The sequence below is a fragment of the Desulfovibrio psychrotolerans genome, assembly GCF_013340305.1.
Lineage (GTDB): Bacteria > Desulfobacterota > Desulfovibrionia > Desulfovibrionales > Desulfovibrionaceae > Halodesulfovibrio > Halodesulfovibrio psychrotolerans.
Window position 1 is genome coordinate 593,987 of sequence record NZ_BLVP01000008.1, and the last position, 15,753, is coordinate 609,739.

A 15,753-nucleotide genomic window follows, 5' to 3' on the forward strand; every position below is an offset into this window, starting at 1 on the left:
GATGACGACGCCTGCCGCATGCCCTCATGCGTGGATGACACCGTGCGCCCCCCTTCTCTGGACGAGTTTATCGGACAGGAGGAGCTGAGGGCCAATCTGCATGTGTATCTGCAGGCCGCCCGTGCGCGCGGGCAGGCAATGGACCACACTCTTTTCTACGGCAATCCGGGGCTGGGCAAGACCACCCTTTCGCAGATTATGGCCAGCGAACTGGGGGTGAACCTTGTCTCCACATCCGGTCCCGTGCTGGAGCGCAGCGGTGATCTGGCGGCGATTCTGACCAATCTGGGCCGTCATGATATTCTGTTTGTGGATGAGATACACCGCATGCCGCCCGCCGTGGAAGAGGTGCTTTATCCCGCGCTGGAAGATTTCAAGCTCGATCTCGTCATCGGGCAGGGACCGGGAGCGCGTACGGTTAAGATTGAGCTGGAACCCTTTACCCTTGTGGGGGCTACCACGCGCATCGGCCTGCTCTCTTCTCCTCTGCGCGACCGTTTCGGGTGTATTTTCCGACTGGAGTTCTACAGCCCTGAGGAGCTTGCCCGCATTGTGGCGCGCACGGCCCGTATTCTGCGTGTGGACCTGACACCTGACGGGGCTTTGGAGATAGGCCGCCGTTCGCGGGGCACGCCGCGCATAGCCAACAGGCTGCTGCGGCGGGTGCGCGATTTCGCCAGCGTGAAGGGGAACGGTGCCGTGGACACGGAACAGGCTGCGGAAGCCCTGTGCCGGATGGACGTGGACGAGAGCGGATTGGACCAGATGGACCGCAAGCTGCTCACCGTGCTCATAGAGCATTTTGGCGGCGGGCCGGTGGGGGTGAAAACCCTTGCGGTGGCCTGTTCCGAAGAAGTGCGCACCATAGAAGATATTTATGAGCCGTATCTGATCCAGTGCGGCTTTCTCAAGCGCACGTCGCGCGGGAGAATGGCAACGGCCCGTGCCTACCGTCATCTGAACCTGCTGGCCTGAGGGCGGCTTACTGCTGCGCAGGTTGCTCACGCGCCTTTACTGCGCCTGCTAAGCGTCAGTTATGTGCCTGCAAAGCGCCAGCTAGGTGCGCCAGTTAGGTGCCTGTTCAGCACCTGTTCAACGCCAGTTCAGTGCTTGTTCTGTGACTGGCACGTGCCCGACTCGTGACGATTACGTACTGGTTTCCGACTGTTCCCCCGCACCGCGGCGCATCGTTTTATGCGCTCCGTGTAAACGGACTGCCCACGCAACGTTTTTCAAGGTGGAGTTCCCCATGCCGCAGACGACATGCCGTGTGAGCCTGCTCGCGTCCACGCCGGACCCGACTTCATTAATATATGCTGCCTTCCGCCAATGCTATCACGCCGGATTTGTGGGCGACATGTGGCCCCGTCTGCTGGCGGGAGAGGTGGCTCATGACAAGCAACGGGCCTTTATCGCCAAGGTCATGGAGTCCGGGCACACCAGCCCCATTGAGCATGTGAGCTTTACCTTTGCGGCGGAAGGGGTTTCCCGCGCGCTTACGCACCAGCTTGTGCGACACAGAATTGCCTCGTATTCGCAGCAGAGCCAGCGCTATGTGGACGGGTCGGATTGTGACTATATTCTGCCCCCTGCCATTGCCCGTATTCCTGAGGCCAAGGCCCGCTTTGAAGCCTTTATGGCTGAGGTGGGAAGTGCCTACCGTGACCTGAAAGCCATATTGGAGGCCAATGGCCGGGGAGACAAGGCCAAGGAGGATGCCCGGTTTGTGCTGCCGCAGGCTGCTGAATCCAAGATTGTTTTCACCATGAACTGCCGTAGCCTTATCAATTTTTTTGAACACCGCTGCTGCACCCGTGCGCAGTGGGAAATACGCTCCATGGCAAACGGCATGCTGGGCATCTGCCGTGAGGTGCTGCCTGTCATTTTCGACGTGGCGGGAGCGCGTTGCGAACGGCTGGGATACTGCCCGGAAGGGGAAAAGTTCACCTGCGGTAAGTATCCGCTTCCCTAAAAAGCCTTGGCTGCCATACATGGAGACGTGTTACGCATCTGTATGGTAGGAAAAATTCCCGTTAGTCTTCAGGGCGAATGTAAAATTTAATCAGAGCATTCGAAAAACGGAGATAATGGGTTTAATGGGTGTGGAAAACTTTTTCTTCATCCTGTGGAGAGAGTGTGGATAACGTGGGGAAATGCTTGCGCGTCAAGGCTTCATGGCGATGCTGGAATTCCGCCGCATAGAGAGAATGTTTAACGATTAAAGCGTGTTGCCATCTGTGTGGTGGTGGGGAAATCATGCCTGATACCGTGGGGCTTCAGGCAGTATTCGCACATTGCGCTCAGGGCTGATAGAACGTAGAAAGCCTCCTATGATTGAAATTTGGCCGCATATTCAGCAGATTCTGCAAAAAAGACTCACTCCGGGCCTGTTCAAGGTCTGGATAACGCCGCTTGCAGCCGAGGTGTCAGGGAAGGAAATCCGCCTGACCGCCCCTAATGATTTTGTGGCATCCTGGGTGCGCGACAGGCTGCTTGATGATATTACCGCAGCGGCTGCCGAAGTAATGAGTTTGTCGCAGAATGACCTTTCTGCAACGGGAGAGATGCCCGTTGTGACGGTGTGCGCCAGCAAGACTCCGCAGCAGGCTCCTGCACGTACTCTCACTCAGGCCGGAGTTCTGCCTTTGAATCAGGCGGACCATGCGGAGGCTGCGTTTGGTGCAAAGACCGTTGCGGATTGGCGTATCTGCGATGCCGGCGAGGTGGCGAACGGATTTGCCGCGTCCGGCGAACGGTTCGGCGTTGCCGGTGGCACCCAGTATTCCATGACGCAGCAGGCAGGTTTTGCGGAAACCCGGCAGATGTCGCTGCCCATAAGCCAGCCGTTGGTGAGCAGGGTCGTTGACTGGCGGTTCGATTTTGAGAGCTTTGTGGTGGGGCCCAGCAACAATCTGGCATTTGCCGCCTCGCAAGGCATAACCCGCTCGTCGCAGTCCGCCGACACGCTGTTTTTGAGTTCCGGGCCGGGGCTGGGCAAGACGCATCTTATGCAGGCTGTGGGCAACGAGCTGTGCCGCAGCAGCAACCGGAGCCGTGTGCGGGTGGAGTATCTTACGGCGGAAGAGTTCGGCACCCGGCTTATAGCCGCCCTGAAGAGCCGTGAGGTGGACCGGTTTAAGGCCCGATACCGCGATGTGGACCTGCTGCTGCTGGAAGATGTGCACTTTCTGCAGGGCAAGGAACGTATGCAGGACGAGGTGCTTGCCACCATTAAAGCCCTGCAGTCACGCGGCTCGCGCGTGGTGCTTTCCAGTTCTTTTGCTCCCCGTGACCTGAAGGAATTGGACAGCCAGCTTGTATCCCGGTTCTGCTCCGGATTTCTTGCCGCCATTGAGCGGCCTGACTTTGCCACCCGACGGGACATTCTGCGCCGCAAAGCCAGCCAGTATCAGGTTACGCTGCCGGACAACGTGACCGACCTGCTGGCTGAGAATATTAGGGCCGATGTGCGGCAGATTGAAAGCTGCCTGCACAATCTTATTCTGAAGGCCCGCATTCTCAATCAGCAGATTTCCATGAACATTGCGTGGGAGGTGATCAGCCAGTACGCCTCGCACGAAACCGTCATGGATATGGAAAGCATTGTCCGTTGCGTGTGCAACGGGTTTGACCTGTCGCCGTCGCAGCTCAACTCGCGCAGCCGCCGCCGTGAACTGGTGGTGGCCCGCAACACGGTCTTTTATCTGGCCCGGAAACATACGGATATGTCCCTCAAGGATATCGGAGACCACTTTAACCGCAAGCACTCCACCGTGCTCAAGGGTATTACCAACCTTGAACGCGAGATGAGCCGCGAAACCCCCATCGGGCGGCAGGTTGCCAGCACGGTGGCCTTGATTGAGCGCAACGGGCGGGTTCTTTACACCTGACCGGAACAGACGGTTAGTTTTTTTCCGGCACGGCCTGCATGAATGCGGACGTTCCGGAATTTGTTTTTTACGCAGAGAAGGCATAACCGTTGGCGGTTGTGCCTTTTTGCCGTTTGCGGGCCTTTTCAACCGTTGCGGAAATGGGTACAGAAATAGACCGTTTGCGTTTGGCCGTATGCAACGCGGGCAGCGCCAAGGGATGAGTGCGGGCCTAGGCCGCAGTTCCGGGGACTATCCCTCTGTTTGTCACAAGGAGTGTGTATGGAAAGGGGACAGGCGTATGTTGAAATAGCCCCGAGGCTTATGGGGCTGAGGGAGTCTGTGGGGCTTACCGTGGAGGAATTGGCCGCCAAGGTGGGAGTGCGTCCGCAGACAGTGGTGTTGTATGAAGAAGGCGAATCCGAGATACCGGTAAGTTATCTCAAGGATGTGGCCGCTGCCTGTGGTGTGGACTTGACAGCCCTTATTGCCGGGCATGAGGCGCACCTGCATGATTATACCATTGTGCGCAAAGGGCAGGGCTTGAGCGTAGCGCGGCGGGCGGATTACGACTATTTTCACCTGGCTTCCCGGTTCACTCATAAGCATATGGAGCCGTTTTTGGTGACGGTGCCGCCCAAGGACGAAAACGAGCTTGTATGGAACGAGCACGGCGGGCAGGAATTTATTTATATGCTTAAGGGCACGCTGGAGATATGGCTTGACCAGCGCAGGCATGAGCTTGAGGTGGGCGATTCCATCTATTTTGATTCCACCATCCCCCACGCGCTGCGCGGTCTGAACGAGGAGGAAGCGGTGTTTCTGGATGTGATTAGCTAGTTTCCATCCGGGCATGGCGGTAAGCCGCCGTGCCGGTGTTCCCGCCGGGCGTGCTCCGGAAGTTGTTCCGTGAGCTGTGCGGCGTGTTCATATCAGCCCTTGCCCTGAAGGCGGCTGATGCACCCGGATGGAAACAGGCCCGCGCGGCCCGGCTTTTCCGGCAGAGACTGGCGGCGACTGCGCCGCACCCGTGTTCATGGCGGCGTATCGTTTTATGACGAATCCTGAGACAAATTTACTGAAAAACTACAGGACGATCGCCCCGCCCTTCATTTTCAAGGATGCAGACCATGCAGAAACTTTCCTGTTCCAGCTATAAGGACCTGCTCGCGCGTTTTGCGCTGGAGCTTCCTTCCCGTTATAATTTTGCCTTTGATCATCTGGACCGCATGGCGGACGGGCAGACGGAGTTTGCCAATCCGCTGGCCATCGTTCATGTGGACGATGATGGCATACGCCGGGATTATACCTTCGCGTGGCTTAAGGAGGCTTCTGCCCGGCTTGCCAATGCCCTGCGCGACAAAGGGTTGCGCAAGGGCGACCGTGTGATGCTGGTTTTGTACCGGCGTATTGAGTTCTGGGTATCCATGCTTGCCTGCCATAAGCTGGGATTGGTGCCTGTTCCTTCACCCGCTCAGCTTACTCCCAAGGACATTGTGTTCCGGGTGAACAGGGCGGCCATTCGCGGTATGATTGTGGACAGTTCCATCACCGGGCGGGTGGAAGCGGCCAGGCCGGAATGTGAAAGCCTCCATTGCCTTGTGCAGGTGGGGGGGGGAAACCTGCCCGAAGGCTGGCACGACTATGAAGCCTTGTCCCGCGAGGCATCGCCGGTTTTCCCCAAACCGGAAGGGGATGCGCTGGCATGCGACACTGACCCTCTGCTCATCTTTTTTTCTTCCGGCACCACAGGTATGCCCAAGATGGTGGAGCACATTCACACCTATCCGCTGGGCCATTTTGTTACCGGGGCGTACTGGCACGACCTGCGGGAGGGTGACCTGCATCTGACCTTGGCTGATACCGGATGGGGCAAGGCTGTGTGGGGCAAGTTTTACGGGCAGTGGATGTCCGGTGCCACGGTTTTTGTCTGGGATTTTCGCGGCAAGTTTGAACCTGCGCGCCTGCTGGAGCAGGTTGCGGAGCATGGTATAACCACGTTTTGCGCGCCGCCCACCGTCTACAGGTTTCTGGTGCGTGAGGAGCTTGCCCGCTACGACCTTTCCCGGCTGCGCCACTGCACCACGGCAGGGGAACTGCTCAACGACAGCGTATTCCGCGACTGGAAACGGCTGACCGGGCTGCCCATTTATGAAGGGTACGGCCAGACGGAGACTACCCTGCAGATATGTACGCTGCCGTTTATGGAGGCCAAGCCCGGCTCTATTGGCCGTGCTGCGCCGGGGTGGGACATTGTTCTGCGTGATGCGGAGGGCAATGAGTGTCCTCCCGGTGAGGAAGGGGAGATATGCGTCCGGGTGGCGGAAGGTGCACCCGTGGGGCTGTTCACCGGCTATCTGGAAGACCCGGAGAAGACGGCATCCGTGATGCTGAACGGCTACTACCATACCGGTGACAAGGCGTGGATGGACGGGGACGGGTACTTCTGGTTTCTCGGACGGGTGGACGACCTCATCAAGTCTTCCGGCTACCGCATAGGGCCTTTTGAGGTGGAATCTGCGCTGGTATCGCACCCCTCGGTGGTGGAGGCGGCGGTGACGGGCGTTCCTGATGAACTGCGCGGGCAGATAGTCAAGGCAACCGTGGTGCTGGCTCCCGGATTCGCACCCTCGGAAGAACTGACCAAGGCGTTGCAGGATCATGTGAAGCAGGTGACCGCGCCGTACAAGTATCCGCGCATCATCGACTATGTGTCTGAATTGCCCAAGACCATTTCCGGCAAGATACGCCGGGTGGAGATTCGCCAGCGGGACGAGGCTGCTTCCAAGGCATAGAGCCGGATTGCGGGAAAGGAAGGGGCTGTTCGTCCACCCTGCGCCCCATGGGTTCGCTGACAAGTTTATGGTATGAGACATCGCCCCGCCGTGCGGTACAGACCGCACGGCGGGGCGTTATGTATGGGAAGAGGCAAGGGGCGGCTACGCGCGAAGCCCCTTCATGGACAGGCTGATGCGCTTGCGGGGGGCGTCCACCTCCAGCACACGCACCTGCACCCGCTGCTGCACCCGCACGACCTGCGCGGGGTCCTTCACGAAGGTGTCGGCAAGTTGGGAGACGTGGACAAGGCCGTCCTGATGCACGCCGATATCCACGAACGCTCCGAACTTGGTGACGTTGGTGACGATACCGGGCAGGACCATGCCGGGGGAGAGGTCGCTGATCTCGTGCACGCCTTCCGCAAAGGAGAAGGCGGTGAAGGGGGGCCGGGGATCGCGCCCGGGGCGGGCAAGTTCAGCCATGATATCACGTAGTGTGGGCAGGCCCACGTTGCCCGAAACATAGCGTTCCAGATGGATTTTGTCGCGCAGGGCAGCATCGCGCATGAGATCGGCCACATGGCAGCCCAGTTCTTTGGCCATAGCCTGCACCACAGGGTACGATTCGGGGTGCACGGCCGAGGCGTCCAGCGGGTCGGCCGCATCATGGATGCGCAGAAACCCTGCGCACTGTTCAAAGGCCTTGGGACCGAGCCGTTTGACCTTCAGGAGTTCTTTGCGTGACCGGAAAGGGCCGTTCTCTGTGCGGTGCGCCACGATATTCTGCGCAAGGGCAGGCCCCAGACCGGAAACATGGGACAGCAGCTCAGCACTGGCCGTGTTCAGTTCCACGCCCACGCTGTTCACGCAGGAGACGACCACGTCTTCCAGCGCCTTTTTAAGCGCGGCTTGATCCACGTCATGCTGGTACTGCCCTACGCCGATGGATTTGGGGTCGATTTTCACCAGCTCTGCCAGCGGGTCGGCAAGGCGCCTGCCGATGGAGGCCGCGCCGCGCACAGTGATATCGTGATCGGGAAATTCGCGGCGGGCTGTTTCGGATGCGGAATAGACCGATGCTCCGCTTTCATTGACCATGACCACAGGAATGGCGGCAGGGAGCCCAAGCGAGCGGACAAAGGCTTCCGTCTCGCGGGAGGCGGTGCCGTTGCCTATGGCGATGGCCTCCACAGCGAAGCGCTCCACGAGAGAGCGCACGCGCACGCTGGCTTCTTCTGCGCGCGGGCCGCCAGTGACGGGGTAGATGGTCTCCGTGTGCAGCAGGGCGCCCTGCGCATCCAGACAGACCAGCTTGGCTCCGGTACGGAAGCCGGGGTCCAGTGCGAGAATGCGTTTTTGCCCCAGCGGGGGGGCGAGCAGGAGTTCGCGCAGGTTGGCTGCGAATACGGCGATGGCTTCTTCATCGGCCCTGGTTTTGAGCAGGGTGCGGGTTTCGTTTTCCATGGAGGGAGCGAGCAGGCGTCGGTAACCGTCTTCCACGGCAAGGGCCACTTCGCGCGAGCAGGCATTGGCAGTGGTGATAAAATGCCCTTTCAGCGCTGTGAGGGCCTGTGCTTCATCCGGGCGGACGGAAAGAGAGAGCACGTTTTCCCGTTCACCCCGCAGCATGGCCAGAATGCGGTGGCCGGGCGCGGTGCGCACAGGTTCTTTCCACTCGAAGTAGTCACGGTAGGTGGCGGAGGGGTCATCTTTACCCTTTGCCTGTGATTCGCCGGCGGTTTCCTTGGTTGTTCTTGCACGGGTGGAAACTATTTCGCCGCGCATGGTGAACATGAGGCGCATAACCCTGCGTGTTTCTGCGTCTTCGCTGATGCGTTCCGCAAGGATGTCGCGGGCACCGGCGAGGGCGGTCTCCGCATCGGGAACATCATTCTGCGGTGCGATGAAGGCTTCTGCCAGACGGGCGGGAATGTCTTCCGGCGACTGCCGCCACAGCAGGTCTGCCAGCGGTTCCAGACCGCGCTCCCGGGCGATTTGGGCGCGGGTGCGCCGTTTGGGGCGGTAAGGCAGGTAGATGTCTTCAAGGACGGCAAGGGTTTGGGCGTTGCCAAGGGCTGTCTGCAATGCAGGAGTGAGCAGCTCGCGTTCCTGCAGAGACTGCATGATGGCCGTGCGACGTTTTTCCAGTTCAATAATCTGCTCGTGGCGGTCACGCAGGGCTGCGAGGACCACTTCGTCCATGCCGCCGGTAAGCTCTTTGCGGTAGCGCGCCATGAAGGGGATGGTTGCCCCTTCCTGCAGCAGGGCTATTACGGCGTCTACTTTGGAGGCGGAGAGCTTCAGTTCTTCGGCAATGCGTAGTGTGCTGGCATTCATGTACGTTTCTTTTTGCATCAGGAGGTTGTCGTGTGCTAGTATGTGCTTACATTGTTTTTCGTGAAGGGTGCTGTACCCTCAGGTGGTGCGTACGCAACGAAAAGGAGGATGGGCATGAACTATACTGATTCTGATTTCCCCGTTTGTATCCGGGAGGCCGAGATGGCTACGCTGGCCGGAGGCATGGTGGTGCGCTACGAGGAAAGCGGCGGCGCGAGGGATGTATTTGTGGATGACGAATGGTCCTCGCGGGCAACGCTTTTTCCGGGCATGAACCTTGAACTGGAAAGTGGCGGCACGCGCTACCTTCTTTCCGCAGACGACAACGGACTGCGCGTGGAGCGTATGGCCTGATACAGTGAGGCAGTCCGGCGGGAGGCTGTCCTTCATGTTCCTGCGCTGAAGGTATGGGCGGCCTGTCCGGTTTGTCAGCAACACGATAAGCCTTTGCAGCGGGGCCGCATGAGCGGTCCCGCTATTGCGGCGGCAGGTCTCCGCGCATGCTGGCAAGCTTGGCCCGAAGATACTCTGCCAGCGTGTTGCCCACATCGTCCTGCTCTGCCTGCTCCATGCCCAGACGGGCAAGGTCCTCAGCCACCTGTTTTTCCATACGCTCCGATTCCATGAACATGACATATACCAGCGCGATGGTGGCGTTGTTTTCTTCTGTTCCGCCGCATAGTTCTGTCAGTTGCTCAATCGGCACGGTTTCCAGCAGACGGTCGGCGAACATACCTACCCACTTTGCATACACGGCGGCGGGAATTTCCGGCACCAGCGGGGAAATCTGACGGGCGGCGCGTCCGTCCACGGAAGGCATGGTCACGCCCATGAAATCATCCAGCGCCTCGGCGCGGCGAAGGTTGGAATCGGACAGGCGGGCAAGTACGGTGCGTGAGATGTGTTCGCGAATGTCGTGCGTGTTCATGGCGTGGTCCTTCGGTACAATGGGCGTGGTGCTACGTACGTCTTTTGCTTGTGGCACTGTTTGCTGCGAATCCCCTGAAACTCCTTGCAGCGCCGCTTTGGAGCGCTGAGAGGCGCGGTGAAGGGGATTGGCAGTGGTCGGTACAGGTTCTGTCTGCGGTTCTTTGCTGAGAGGCGAACCTACTGCATGCCGCTTTCAGACGCAAGCGCAGGGGCGGGAGATGGCCGGTCATTTGCCCTTGCGTGGGTGCGAGACGTGCAGGTATTAATTTGTACAAAAATGTAAAGGCGGTCACACAGAAGTGTAACCGCCTCTCTTCATTTTTGTGTGCACTCCTGTGCGGAGCGCTGCAAACACTACATGGAGGCTCGGGCAGCCGCGATGACGGCATCGTAGTTGGGTTCGTGGGCTACCTCCGGCACGATTTGCAGGTAGGTGATCAGGCCCTGTTTGTCCACCACCAGAACAGCGCGTGTAAGCAGGCGCAGTTCTTTGATAATAAGCCCGTAGGCTGCGCCGAAGGACATATCTCTGTGGTCGGAAAGGGTGGTGACGGCGTCGATGCCCGCAGCACCGCACCAGCGGGACTGGGCGAAAGGAAGGTCGGCCGAGATGGTCAGAACAGCCACATCAGAGCCAAGTTTGGCTGCTTCCTGATTAAAGCGGCGTGTTTCCACATCGCATACGGGGGTGTCCAGTGAGGGGACGGCTGAGATGATAAGCACCTTTCCTTTGTAGTCTGCAAGGGTCTTGGGTGAGAGGTCGTTGCCCAGAACCGTGAAGTCCGGAGCTTTGTCTCCCACGGCAACGGGGGCTCCCTGCAGGGTCAGCGGGGTTCCTTTGAAGGTAATGGCGCCGGTACGTTCGATCATGAAAATTCTCCTTGAATGCAAGTGTGGTGTCTATTTTTTTCGACAGTGGAAGGTTTAAGGCCTGCACTGTGGATTGTGAACCACTGACTACTGACTATATGACATCGGAAGAAAAATGGGAACCATTCTCATCAAAAAAAGTTGGTAGCTGCCGTGCGTCAGTCAGATACAATTATGGATGTACAAAATCGAATGCTATTTAACAATTGTGTAAAACACTAACATGCAAAAATTACAATTTTGAATAAAAAGACAAGTCGTGTGATGTGGCGTATTGCGCAAACTGTTGTCGTTGGTTGCTCGCCGGGTTCTGGCATGGCTCTTGCCTGTTACGCCGTTATGTCTGCGGGAGTGCGGGGTGCCGCTTTGTTGTCTGAGCAGTGCGGGACGAGCTTCTCCGGCCATTTTCACCAACCAGAACCGGTAAACGAGGAGGCTCCATTATGAACGCGGCGGATACCGCCTTTATCATCATCTGTGCGGCACTGGTTATGTTCATGACTCCCGGGCTGGCACTGTTTTACGGAGGGCTTGTACGCTCCAAGAACGTGCTTTCCACGGTCATGCACAGCTTTTTCCTGCTGGGTGTTGTCACTCTTGTCTGGGTGAGCGTGGGCTATTCCCTTTCGTTTGGTACGGACCATGGCGGCATCATAGGCGGTCTGGACTATCTGTTCCTCAATGGGGTGGGCGTGGAGCCCGGGCCTGCGGATACCATTCCGCACGCCCTGTTTATGATTTTTCAGTGTATGTTCGCTATCATTACTCCGGCGCTTATCTCGGGTGCGTTTGCGGAACGCATCAAGTTCAGTTCCATGGTGGTGTTCAGCGTGCTGTGGATACTGCTGGTCTACGCGCCCATGTGTCACTGGGTGTGGGGCGGCGGCTGGATGCACAGCATGGGCGCTCTGGACTTTGCGGGCGGAGCCGTGGTGCATATGAGTTCCGCTGCAGCAGCCCTTGCCGCGGCGCATGTGCTGGGCCGCAGGCGCGGGTATGGAAAGATGGCCTTTGTGCCGCATAACCTGCCCATGACTGTGCTGGGCGCGGGTATTCTCTGGTTCGGCTGGTTCGGGTTTAACGCCGGTTCCGCACTTGCTGCAGACGGCGTGGCCGTGATGGCCTTTGTAACCACGCATATCGCTGCCGCAGCCGCTGCAGTAAGCTGGGTGATTATAGAATGGATGCACAGCGGCAAGCCCACCACGCTGGGTGCGGCTTCCGGCGCAGTGGCGGGGCTTGTGGCCATAACCCCTGCGGCAGGTTTTGTGGGGCCCATGCCCGCACTCATTATCGGGCTTGGCGCAGGTGGACTCTGCTTCGGCGGTATTCTGCTCAAGAAGGTTTTCAAGTATGATGACGCCCTTGACGTGGTAGGTATTCACGGCGTGGGCGGCACGTGGGGCGCTCTTGCCACAGGCATATGGGCGGCCGAGCAGTATGGCGGCGTGAACGGCCTGCTGCATGGTGCTCCGGGCCAGCTCTGGGTGCAGTTCGTATCTGTTATCGCGACCTGGCTGTTCTGCTACCTGATGAGCCTGTTCCTCTTCAAGGCCATTGATCTGGTGATGGGGCTGCGTGTGGATGCCGATGCCGAGCAGGCCGGTCTGGACGTGAGCGAGCACAACGAAACCGCATATACCGGTTAGGTTTTGACGGAATTGTTAATCTGGCCTAGGGTGAGAATACTGCGGGGCTGCAGCTCCGTTGCACAAGACCATCCGGCCCGGCACGGGCTGACAGAGGAAAGGTATCATGAAGAAGATTGAGATCATTATCCGTCCCTTCAAGTTGGACGATGTGAAAATGGCCCTGACCGGGCTGGACATAAAGGGCATGACCGTTACGGAAGTGAAGGGTTTTGGACGCCAGCGCGGGCATAAGGAAGTATACCGCGGGGCTGAGTACCAGGTGGACTTCATGCCCAAGGTCAAGGTGGAAGTTGTGGTGGATGATCCGCTGGTGAAGCAGGTCATAGACGCCGTGAGCAACGCCGCCCGCACCGGCAAGGTGGGTGATGGCAAGATATTCATCATTCCCGTGGAAGACGTGGTGCGCATCCGTACCGGTGAAACAGGACAGGAAGCCATTTAAGGCCCACCTCTGGCCGATGCGTAAACGCAGTCGGTGATGCCGCGAAAGGTGACATCTCATGGCAAACTTGATACGCATTGCGCATGGTTAAAGACATTCTAAACCCGTCCGGCGGTGATGCCATAAAGGCTCTTGCCGCCGGACGGGCTTCACTTATCCCCGATCTCAGTGCCTTGCCCTTATCGACAACCCAGCGTTTCGAAAGGGCTTTTTCCCGTTTGCTGGATACCTATTTCCAGACCCGCGTGGTGGAAACCGGCGCGGACAGGCTGAAACTGGCCCTTGTGGCCGTGGGCGGCTACGGGCGCGGGGAAATGTGCGTGGGATCTGACATTGATATCATCATCCTGTGCCGACGCAGTATTCCTCCGCAGGCCATAGATGTTGCGCAGCCTCTGTTTCTGCCGCTGTGGGATGCCGGATACACGCTGGGGCACGGTTTTCGGACCATTGCGGATTGCGTGAAGCTGGGCGCCAAAGACAACAAGGTGCTCTGCTCGCTGCTGGACGCGCGGTTTGTGACGGGAGATGCTTCCATTTTTGAGGAACTGCAGGAGCGCATGCGCGAGAAGGTGCTTGCCCGGCGGGAAAAGGCCTTTCTGCAATGGCTGGACGAGGAGCATGCGCAGCGGCTGGCGACACACGGCGACGGAGCCATGCTGCTGGAGCCGAACCTGAAGGAGGGCGTGGGCGGGCTGCGCGATTACCACAGGCTGCTGTGGCTTGCACGGCTGCGCGGAGGCACGGGCGATGTATGCGGCGTGATGCGCCTCGCCGGATTCAGTGACGAGGATTACGCGCTGCTTGAGCGCAATGTGGATTTTCTGCACAGCGTGCGCAACCGCCTGCATGTGCTCAGCCGTCGCAAGAGCGATCAACTGCACGTTGACCTGCAACCGGAAATCGCCACGCGCATGGGCTACGCCGACAGGGACGGTATGCTGGCGGTGGAGCTTTTCCTGAGCGATCTGCACCGGTGTATGGGGGATATCAAGGCCCTTGCGGCAGCGTTCCGCTCTGTGGCAGGCGATGCGGACGAGGCTGTTCTTGGCTGCGCGCCTGCGGCAGGAAGTGTGCATGTGCAGGGCAACGTGGTGCATGTATGCCCCCCTCAGGCACTTTTTGAACAGCCGCATCTCGCATTGGAAGCGCTTACTCTTGCCGCCAATGTTCAGTGCGAAGGGATTCCCGTGCTGGCATGGGAAACGCGGCAGGTGCTGGCGCGTCTGGTGACAGAAGCCCCCGCCAGGCTGGCGGAACTGAGCGGCATACGCAACGTGCTGGTGACCATTCTCACTTCGGGGCGTGCCTTTGATATTCTGGAGCAGATGGTGGGCGTGGGCATGCTCTCCGTGCTGCTGCCTGATTTTGGCAGAGTGCGCGACAGGGTGCAGTTTGACGGGTTTCATACCTATCCCGTGGGGCAGCATACCCTGTTTGCGCTTCGCTATCTGGAAAGCCTGCCGGTGGACGGACATCCCAAATTCACCCCGCTCTGGAACGGGCTGCGGGATACTACCACCCTGATGCTGGGAGCCCTGTTCCATGACCTTGGCAAGGGCGGGGCGGATGCCTCGTCCCATTCCGCCAAGGGAGCGGAGATGGCCCGGTCACAGCTTACGGCGTGGGGTATGCCGGAGGCCGTGGTGGACGAAGTGGTCTTTCTGGTGGAGCACCATCTGCTGCTCGCCCGTACCGCGCACAGGCGCGACCTTTCGGATGAGTCTGTGGTGGCGCACTGCGCCGGGATTATAGGCACGCAGGAGCGGCTGGACCTGTTGTATCTGCTCACCTACGGAGATTCCCGGGCAACCGGACCCAAGGCGTGGAGTCAGTGGTCCGCTTCGCTGCTGGAGGAGCTGTATGGTAAGGTTGCCAACATGCTGCGCGACAACACCCTTGCCACGCCGCTTTCTGCCCGGACCATAAACGATACCCGCCGCCGGGTGGAAGCGCTGCTCGGTCAGGGCGGTGCGCCCGTATCCGGCGATGAAGGGATGGCGTTGCTGGAAATGCTGCCCACCCGGTATGCGCTGGTGGTGGATCCGGAAGACATTCTTCGGCATATGGCCCTTGCCCGTGAACTGGCGCGTGAGATTACTGATGCGAAACGGCGGCTCAGCGAGGAGAGGGCGGCACGGGGTATTGTGCTGCTTGATCCAAGACCGCTGGAAGGAAGACAGAGTGATGTGTGGGAGCTTGTGGTGGTGGCCCGTGATCAGCACGGCCTTTTTGCCACGGTGGCAGGCGTGCTGGCACTGCACAACCTGCGCGTGTACGCAGCGGATGCCTTTGTCTGGCGTGACGGGACCGTTGTGGATATCTTTCATGTCTCCGCGCCCCCGGACCCCCTGTACGCACGGGAATTCTGGGTCAAAGTACGCGGGTCCATCCAGTACGCGCTTACCGGTAAGCTCTCGCTGGAGTACCGTATTGACCAGAAACGGAGCACCTTTCCCGTGCATACGGGCCATAACGATGTGGCGGTGAACATAGACAACGGCCTGTCGGACTTCCACACCGTCATCGAGATAGCCGCCCCTGACCGGCCCGCGTTGCTGTATGACGTGGCGAGGACGCTTCAGGCCATGCGGCTGGATATTCTTTTTGCCAAGATTGCCACGCTGGGTTCCCGGACCAATGACAGTTTTTCCGTGCGCGATACCTACGGGCAGAAACTGACGGATGCAGAGCAGGTGAGCGAGGTGCGCAACGCTCTTATGCATGCTCTGCGGCAGTGAGCAACCCGGTGCGCGGGAACGCATGTTGATTCCCGCTTCTCTCAGCGGAGCCGCTTATTTTGCCAGTCGGGTTGGGCACTTTGCGGTGCCTGCATTGCCAGCCTTTGCGTGCCTGTGTAGTATGCGTGTTTTTTA

12 protein-coding genes are annotated in these 15,753 nt (G+C 59.0%); 9 read left to right on the forward strand and 3 right to left on the reverse strand.

Translation table 11 applies throughout. The features are described from left to right. Nucleotides 1-18: 18 nt before the first annotated feature. The 5 genes from ruvB to HUV26_RS10335 all read left to right on the forward strand — a co-directional run bounded on the left by ruvB (nt 19) and on the right by HUV26_RS10335 (nt 6,664). Nucleotides 19-975 (forward strand): Holliday junction branch migration DNA helicase RuvB, encoded by a 957-nt coding sequence (ruvB, locus tag HUV26_RS10315; RefSeq protein WP_174410289.1) that lies wholly within the window; start codon nt 19-21, stop codon nt 973-975. A 274-nt stretch (nt 976-1,249) separates the two neighbouring features. Beyond that, nucleotides 1,250-1,972 (forward strand): FAD-dependent thymidylate synthase, encoded by a 723-nt coding sequence (gene thyX, locus HUV26_RS10320; protein WP_174410011.1) that lies wholly within the window; start codon nt 1,250-1,252, stop codon nt 1,970-1,972. Nucleotides 1,973-2,330: 358 nt separating this feature from the next. After that, nucleotides 2,331-3,890, forward strand: a complete 1,560-nt coding sequence (gene dnaA, locus HUV26_RS10325) for a chromosomal replication initiator protein DnaA (RefSeq protein WP_174410012.1) — start codon at nt 2,331-2,333, stop codon at nt 3,888-3,890. A gap of 261 nt (nt 3,891-4,151) precedes the next feature. Next, the gene (locus HUV26_RS10330; protein WP_174410013.1) at nt 4,152-4,709 is read left to right on the forward strand and encodes a helix-turn-helix domain-containing protein; all 558 of its coding nucleotides are present in this window, start codon (nt 4,152-4,154) and stop codon (nt 4,707-4,709) included. Between the two features lie 290 nt (nt 4,710-4,999). Then, complete coding sequence (locus tag HUV26_RS10335; protein ID WP_174410014.1) at nt 5,000-6,664, forward strand: AMP-binding protein; 1,665 nt, start codon at nt 5,000-5,002, stop codon at nt 6,662-6,664. A 144-nt stretch (nt 6,665-6,808) separates the two neighbouring features. On the opposite strand, the gene HUV26_RS10340 is transcribed toward HUV26_RS10335, so the two are convergent. Continuing rightward, nucleotides 6,809-8,983 (reverse strand): Tex family protein, encoded by a 2,175-nt coding sequence (locus tag HUV26_RS10340; RefSeq protein ID WP_174410015.1) that lies wholly within the window; start codon nt 8,981-8,983, stop codon nt 6,809-6,811. Nucleotides 8,984-9,097: 114 nt separating this feature from the next. Between HUV26_RS10340 and HUV26_RS10345 the strand changes: the two genes are divergently transcribed. After that, nucleotides 9,098-9,337: a hypothetical protein gene (locus tag HUV26_RS10345; protein WP_174410016.1), complete on the forward strand. Its 240-nt coding sequence runs from the start codon at nt 9,098-9,100 to the stop codon at nt 9,335-9,337. A gap of 121 nt (nt 9,338-9,458) precedes the next feature. Here HUV26_RS10345 and HUV26_RS10350 read toward each other — a convergent pair whose 3' ends face one another. After that, nucleotides 9,459-9,911: a hypothetical protein gene (locus HUV26_RS10350; protein ID WP_174410017.1), complete on the reverse strand. Its 453-nt coding sequence runs from the start codon at nt 9,909-9,911 to the stop codon at nt 9,459-9,461. Between the two features lie 356 nt (nt 9,912-10,267). Further along, nucleotides 10,268-10,783 carry a thiol peroxidase gene (gene tpx / locus HUV26_RS10355; protein WP_174410018.1) on the reverse strand — a complete coding sequence of 172 codons (516 nt, stop codon included), beginning with the start codon at nt 10,781-10,783 and terminating at the stop codon, nt 10,268-10,270. Nucleotides 10,784-11,226: 443 nt separating this feature from the next. Between tpx and HUV26_RS10360 the strand changes: the two genes are divergently transcribed. From HUV26_RS10360 to glnD, 3 genes are all read left to right on the forward strand, one after another. After that, nucleotides 11,227-12,432 carry an ammonium transporter gene (locus HUV26_RS10360; protein ID WP_174410019.1) on the forward strand — a complete coding sequence of 402 codons (1,206 nt, stop codon included), beginning with the start codon at nt 11,227-11,229 and terminating at the stop codon, nt 12,430-12,432. Nucleotides 12,433-12,538: 106 nt separating this feature from the next. Next, a complete protein-coding gene (locus HUV26_RS10365; RefSeq protein WP_174410020.1) occupies nt 12,539-12,877 on the forward strand; it encodes a P-II family nitrogen regulator in 339 nt (112 codons plus the stop codon). Between the two features lie 83 nt (nt 12,878-12,960). Continuing rightward, on the forward strand, nt 12,961-15,618 hold the full coding sequence (gene glnD / locus HUV26_RS10370; RefSeq protein ID WP_174410021.1) for a [protein-PII] uridylyltransferase: 2,658 nt from the start codon (nt 12,961-12,963) through the stop codon (nt 15,616-15,618). The last annotated feature ends 135 nt before the right edge of the window (nt 15,619-15,753 follow it).

Excerpts from the sequence above, each read along its gene's own strand:
- HUV26_RS10350 (WP_174410017.1), bottom strand. The coding sequence starts at position 9,911 with ATGAACACGCACGACATTCGCGAACACATCTCACGCACCGTACTTGCC.
- HUV26_RS10335 (WP_174410014.1), top strand. The coding sequence starts at position 5,000 with ATGCAGAAACTTTCCTGTTCCAGCTATAAGGACCTGCTCGCGCGTTTT.
- tpx (WP_174410018.1), bottom strand. The coding sequence starts at position 10,783 with ATGATCGAACGTACCGGCGCCATTACCTTCAAAGGAACCCCGCTGACC.
- HUV26_RS10345 (WP_174410016.1), top strand. The coding sequence starts at position 9,098 with ATGAACTATACTGATTCTGATTTCCCCGTTTGTATCCGGGAGGCCGAG.
- HUV26_RS10340 (WP_174410015.1), bottom strand. The coding sequence starts at position 8,983 with ATGAATGCCAGCACACTACGCATTGCCGAAGAACTGAAGCTCTCCGCC.
- ruvB (WP_174410289.1), top strand. The coding sequence starts at position 19 with ATGCCCTCATGCGTGGATGACACCGTGCGCCCCCCTTCTCTGGACGAG.
- dnaA (WP_174410012.1), top strand. The coding sequence starts at position 2,331 with ATGATTGAAATTTGGCCGCATATTCAGCAGATTCTGCAAAAAAGACTC.
- thyX (WP_174410011.1), top strand. The coding sequence starts at position 1,250 with ATGCCGCAGACGACATGCCGTGTGAGCCTGCTCGCGTCCACGCCGGAC.
- HUV26_RS10330 (WP_174410013.1), top strand. The coding sequence starts at position 4,152 with ATGGAAAGGGGACAGGCGTATGTTGAAATAGCCCCGAGGCTTATGGGG.
- HUV26_RS10365 (WP_174410020.1), top strand. The coding sequence starts at position 12,539 with ATGAAGAAGATTGAGATCATTATCCGTCCCTTCAAGTTGGACGATGTG.
- HUV26_RS10360 (WP_174410019.1), top strand. The coding sequence starts at position 11,227 with ATGAACGCGGCGGATACCGCCTTTATCATCATCTGTGCGGCACTGGTT.
- glnD (WP_174410021.1), top strand. The coding sequence starts at position 12,961 with ATGGTTAAAGACATTCTAAACCCGTCCGGCGGTGATGCCATAAAGGCT.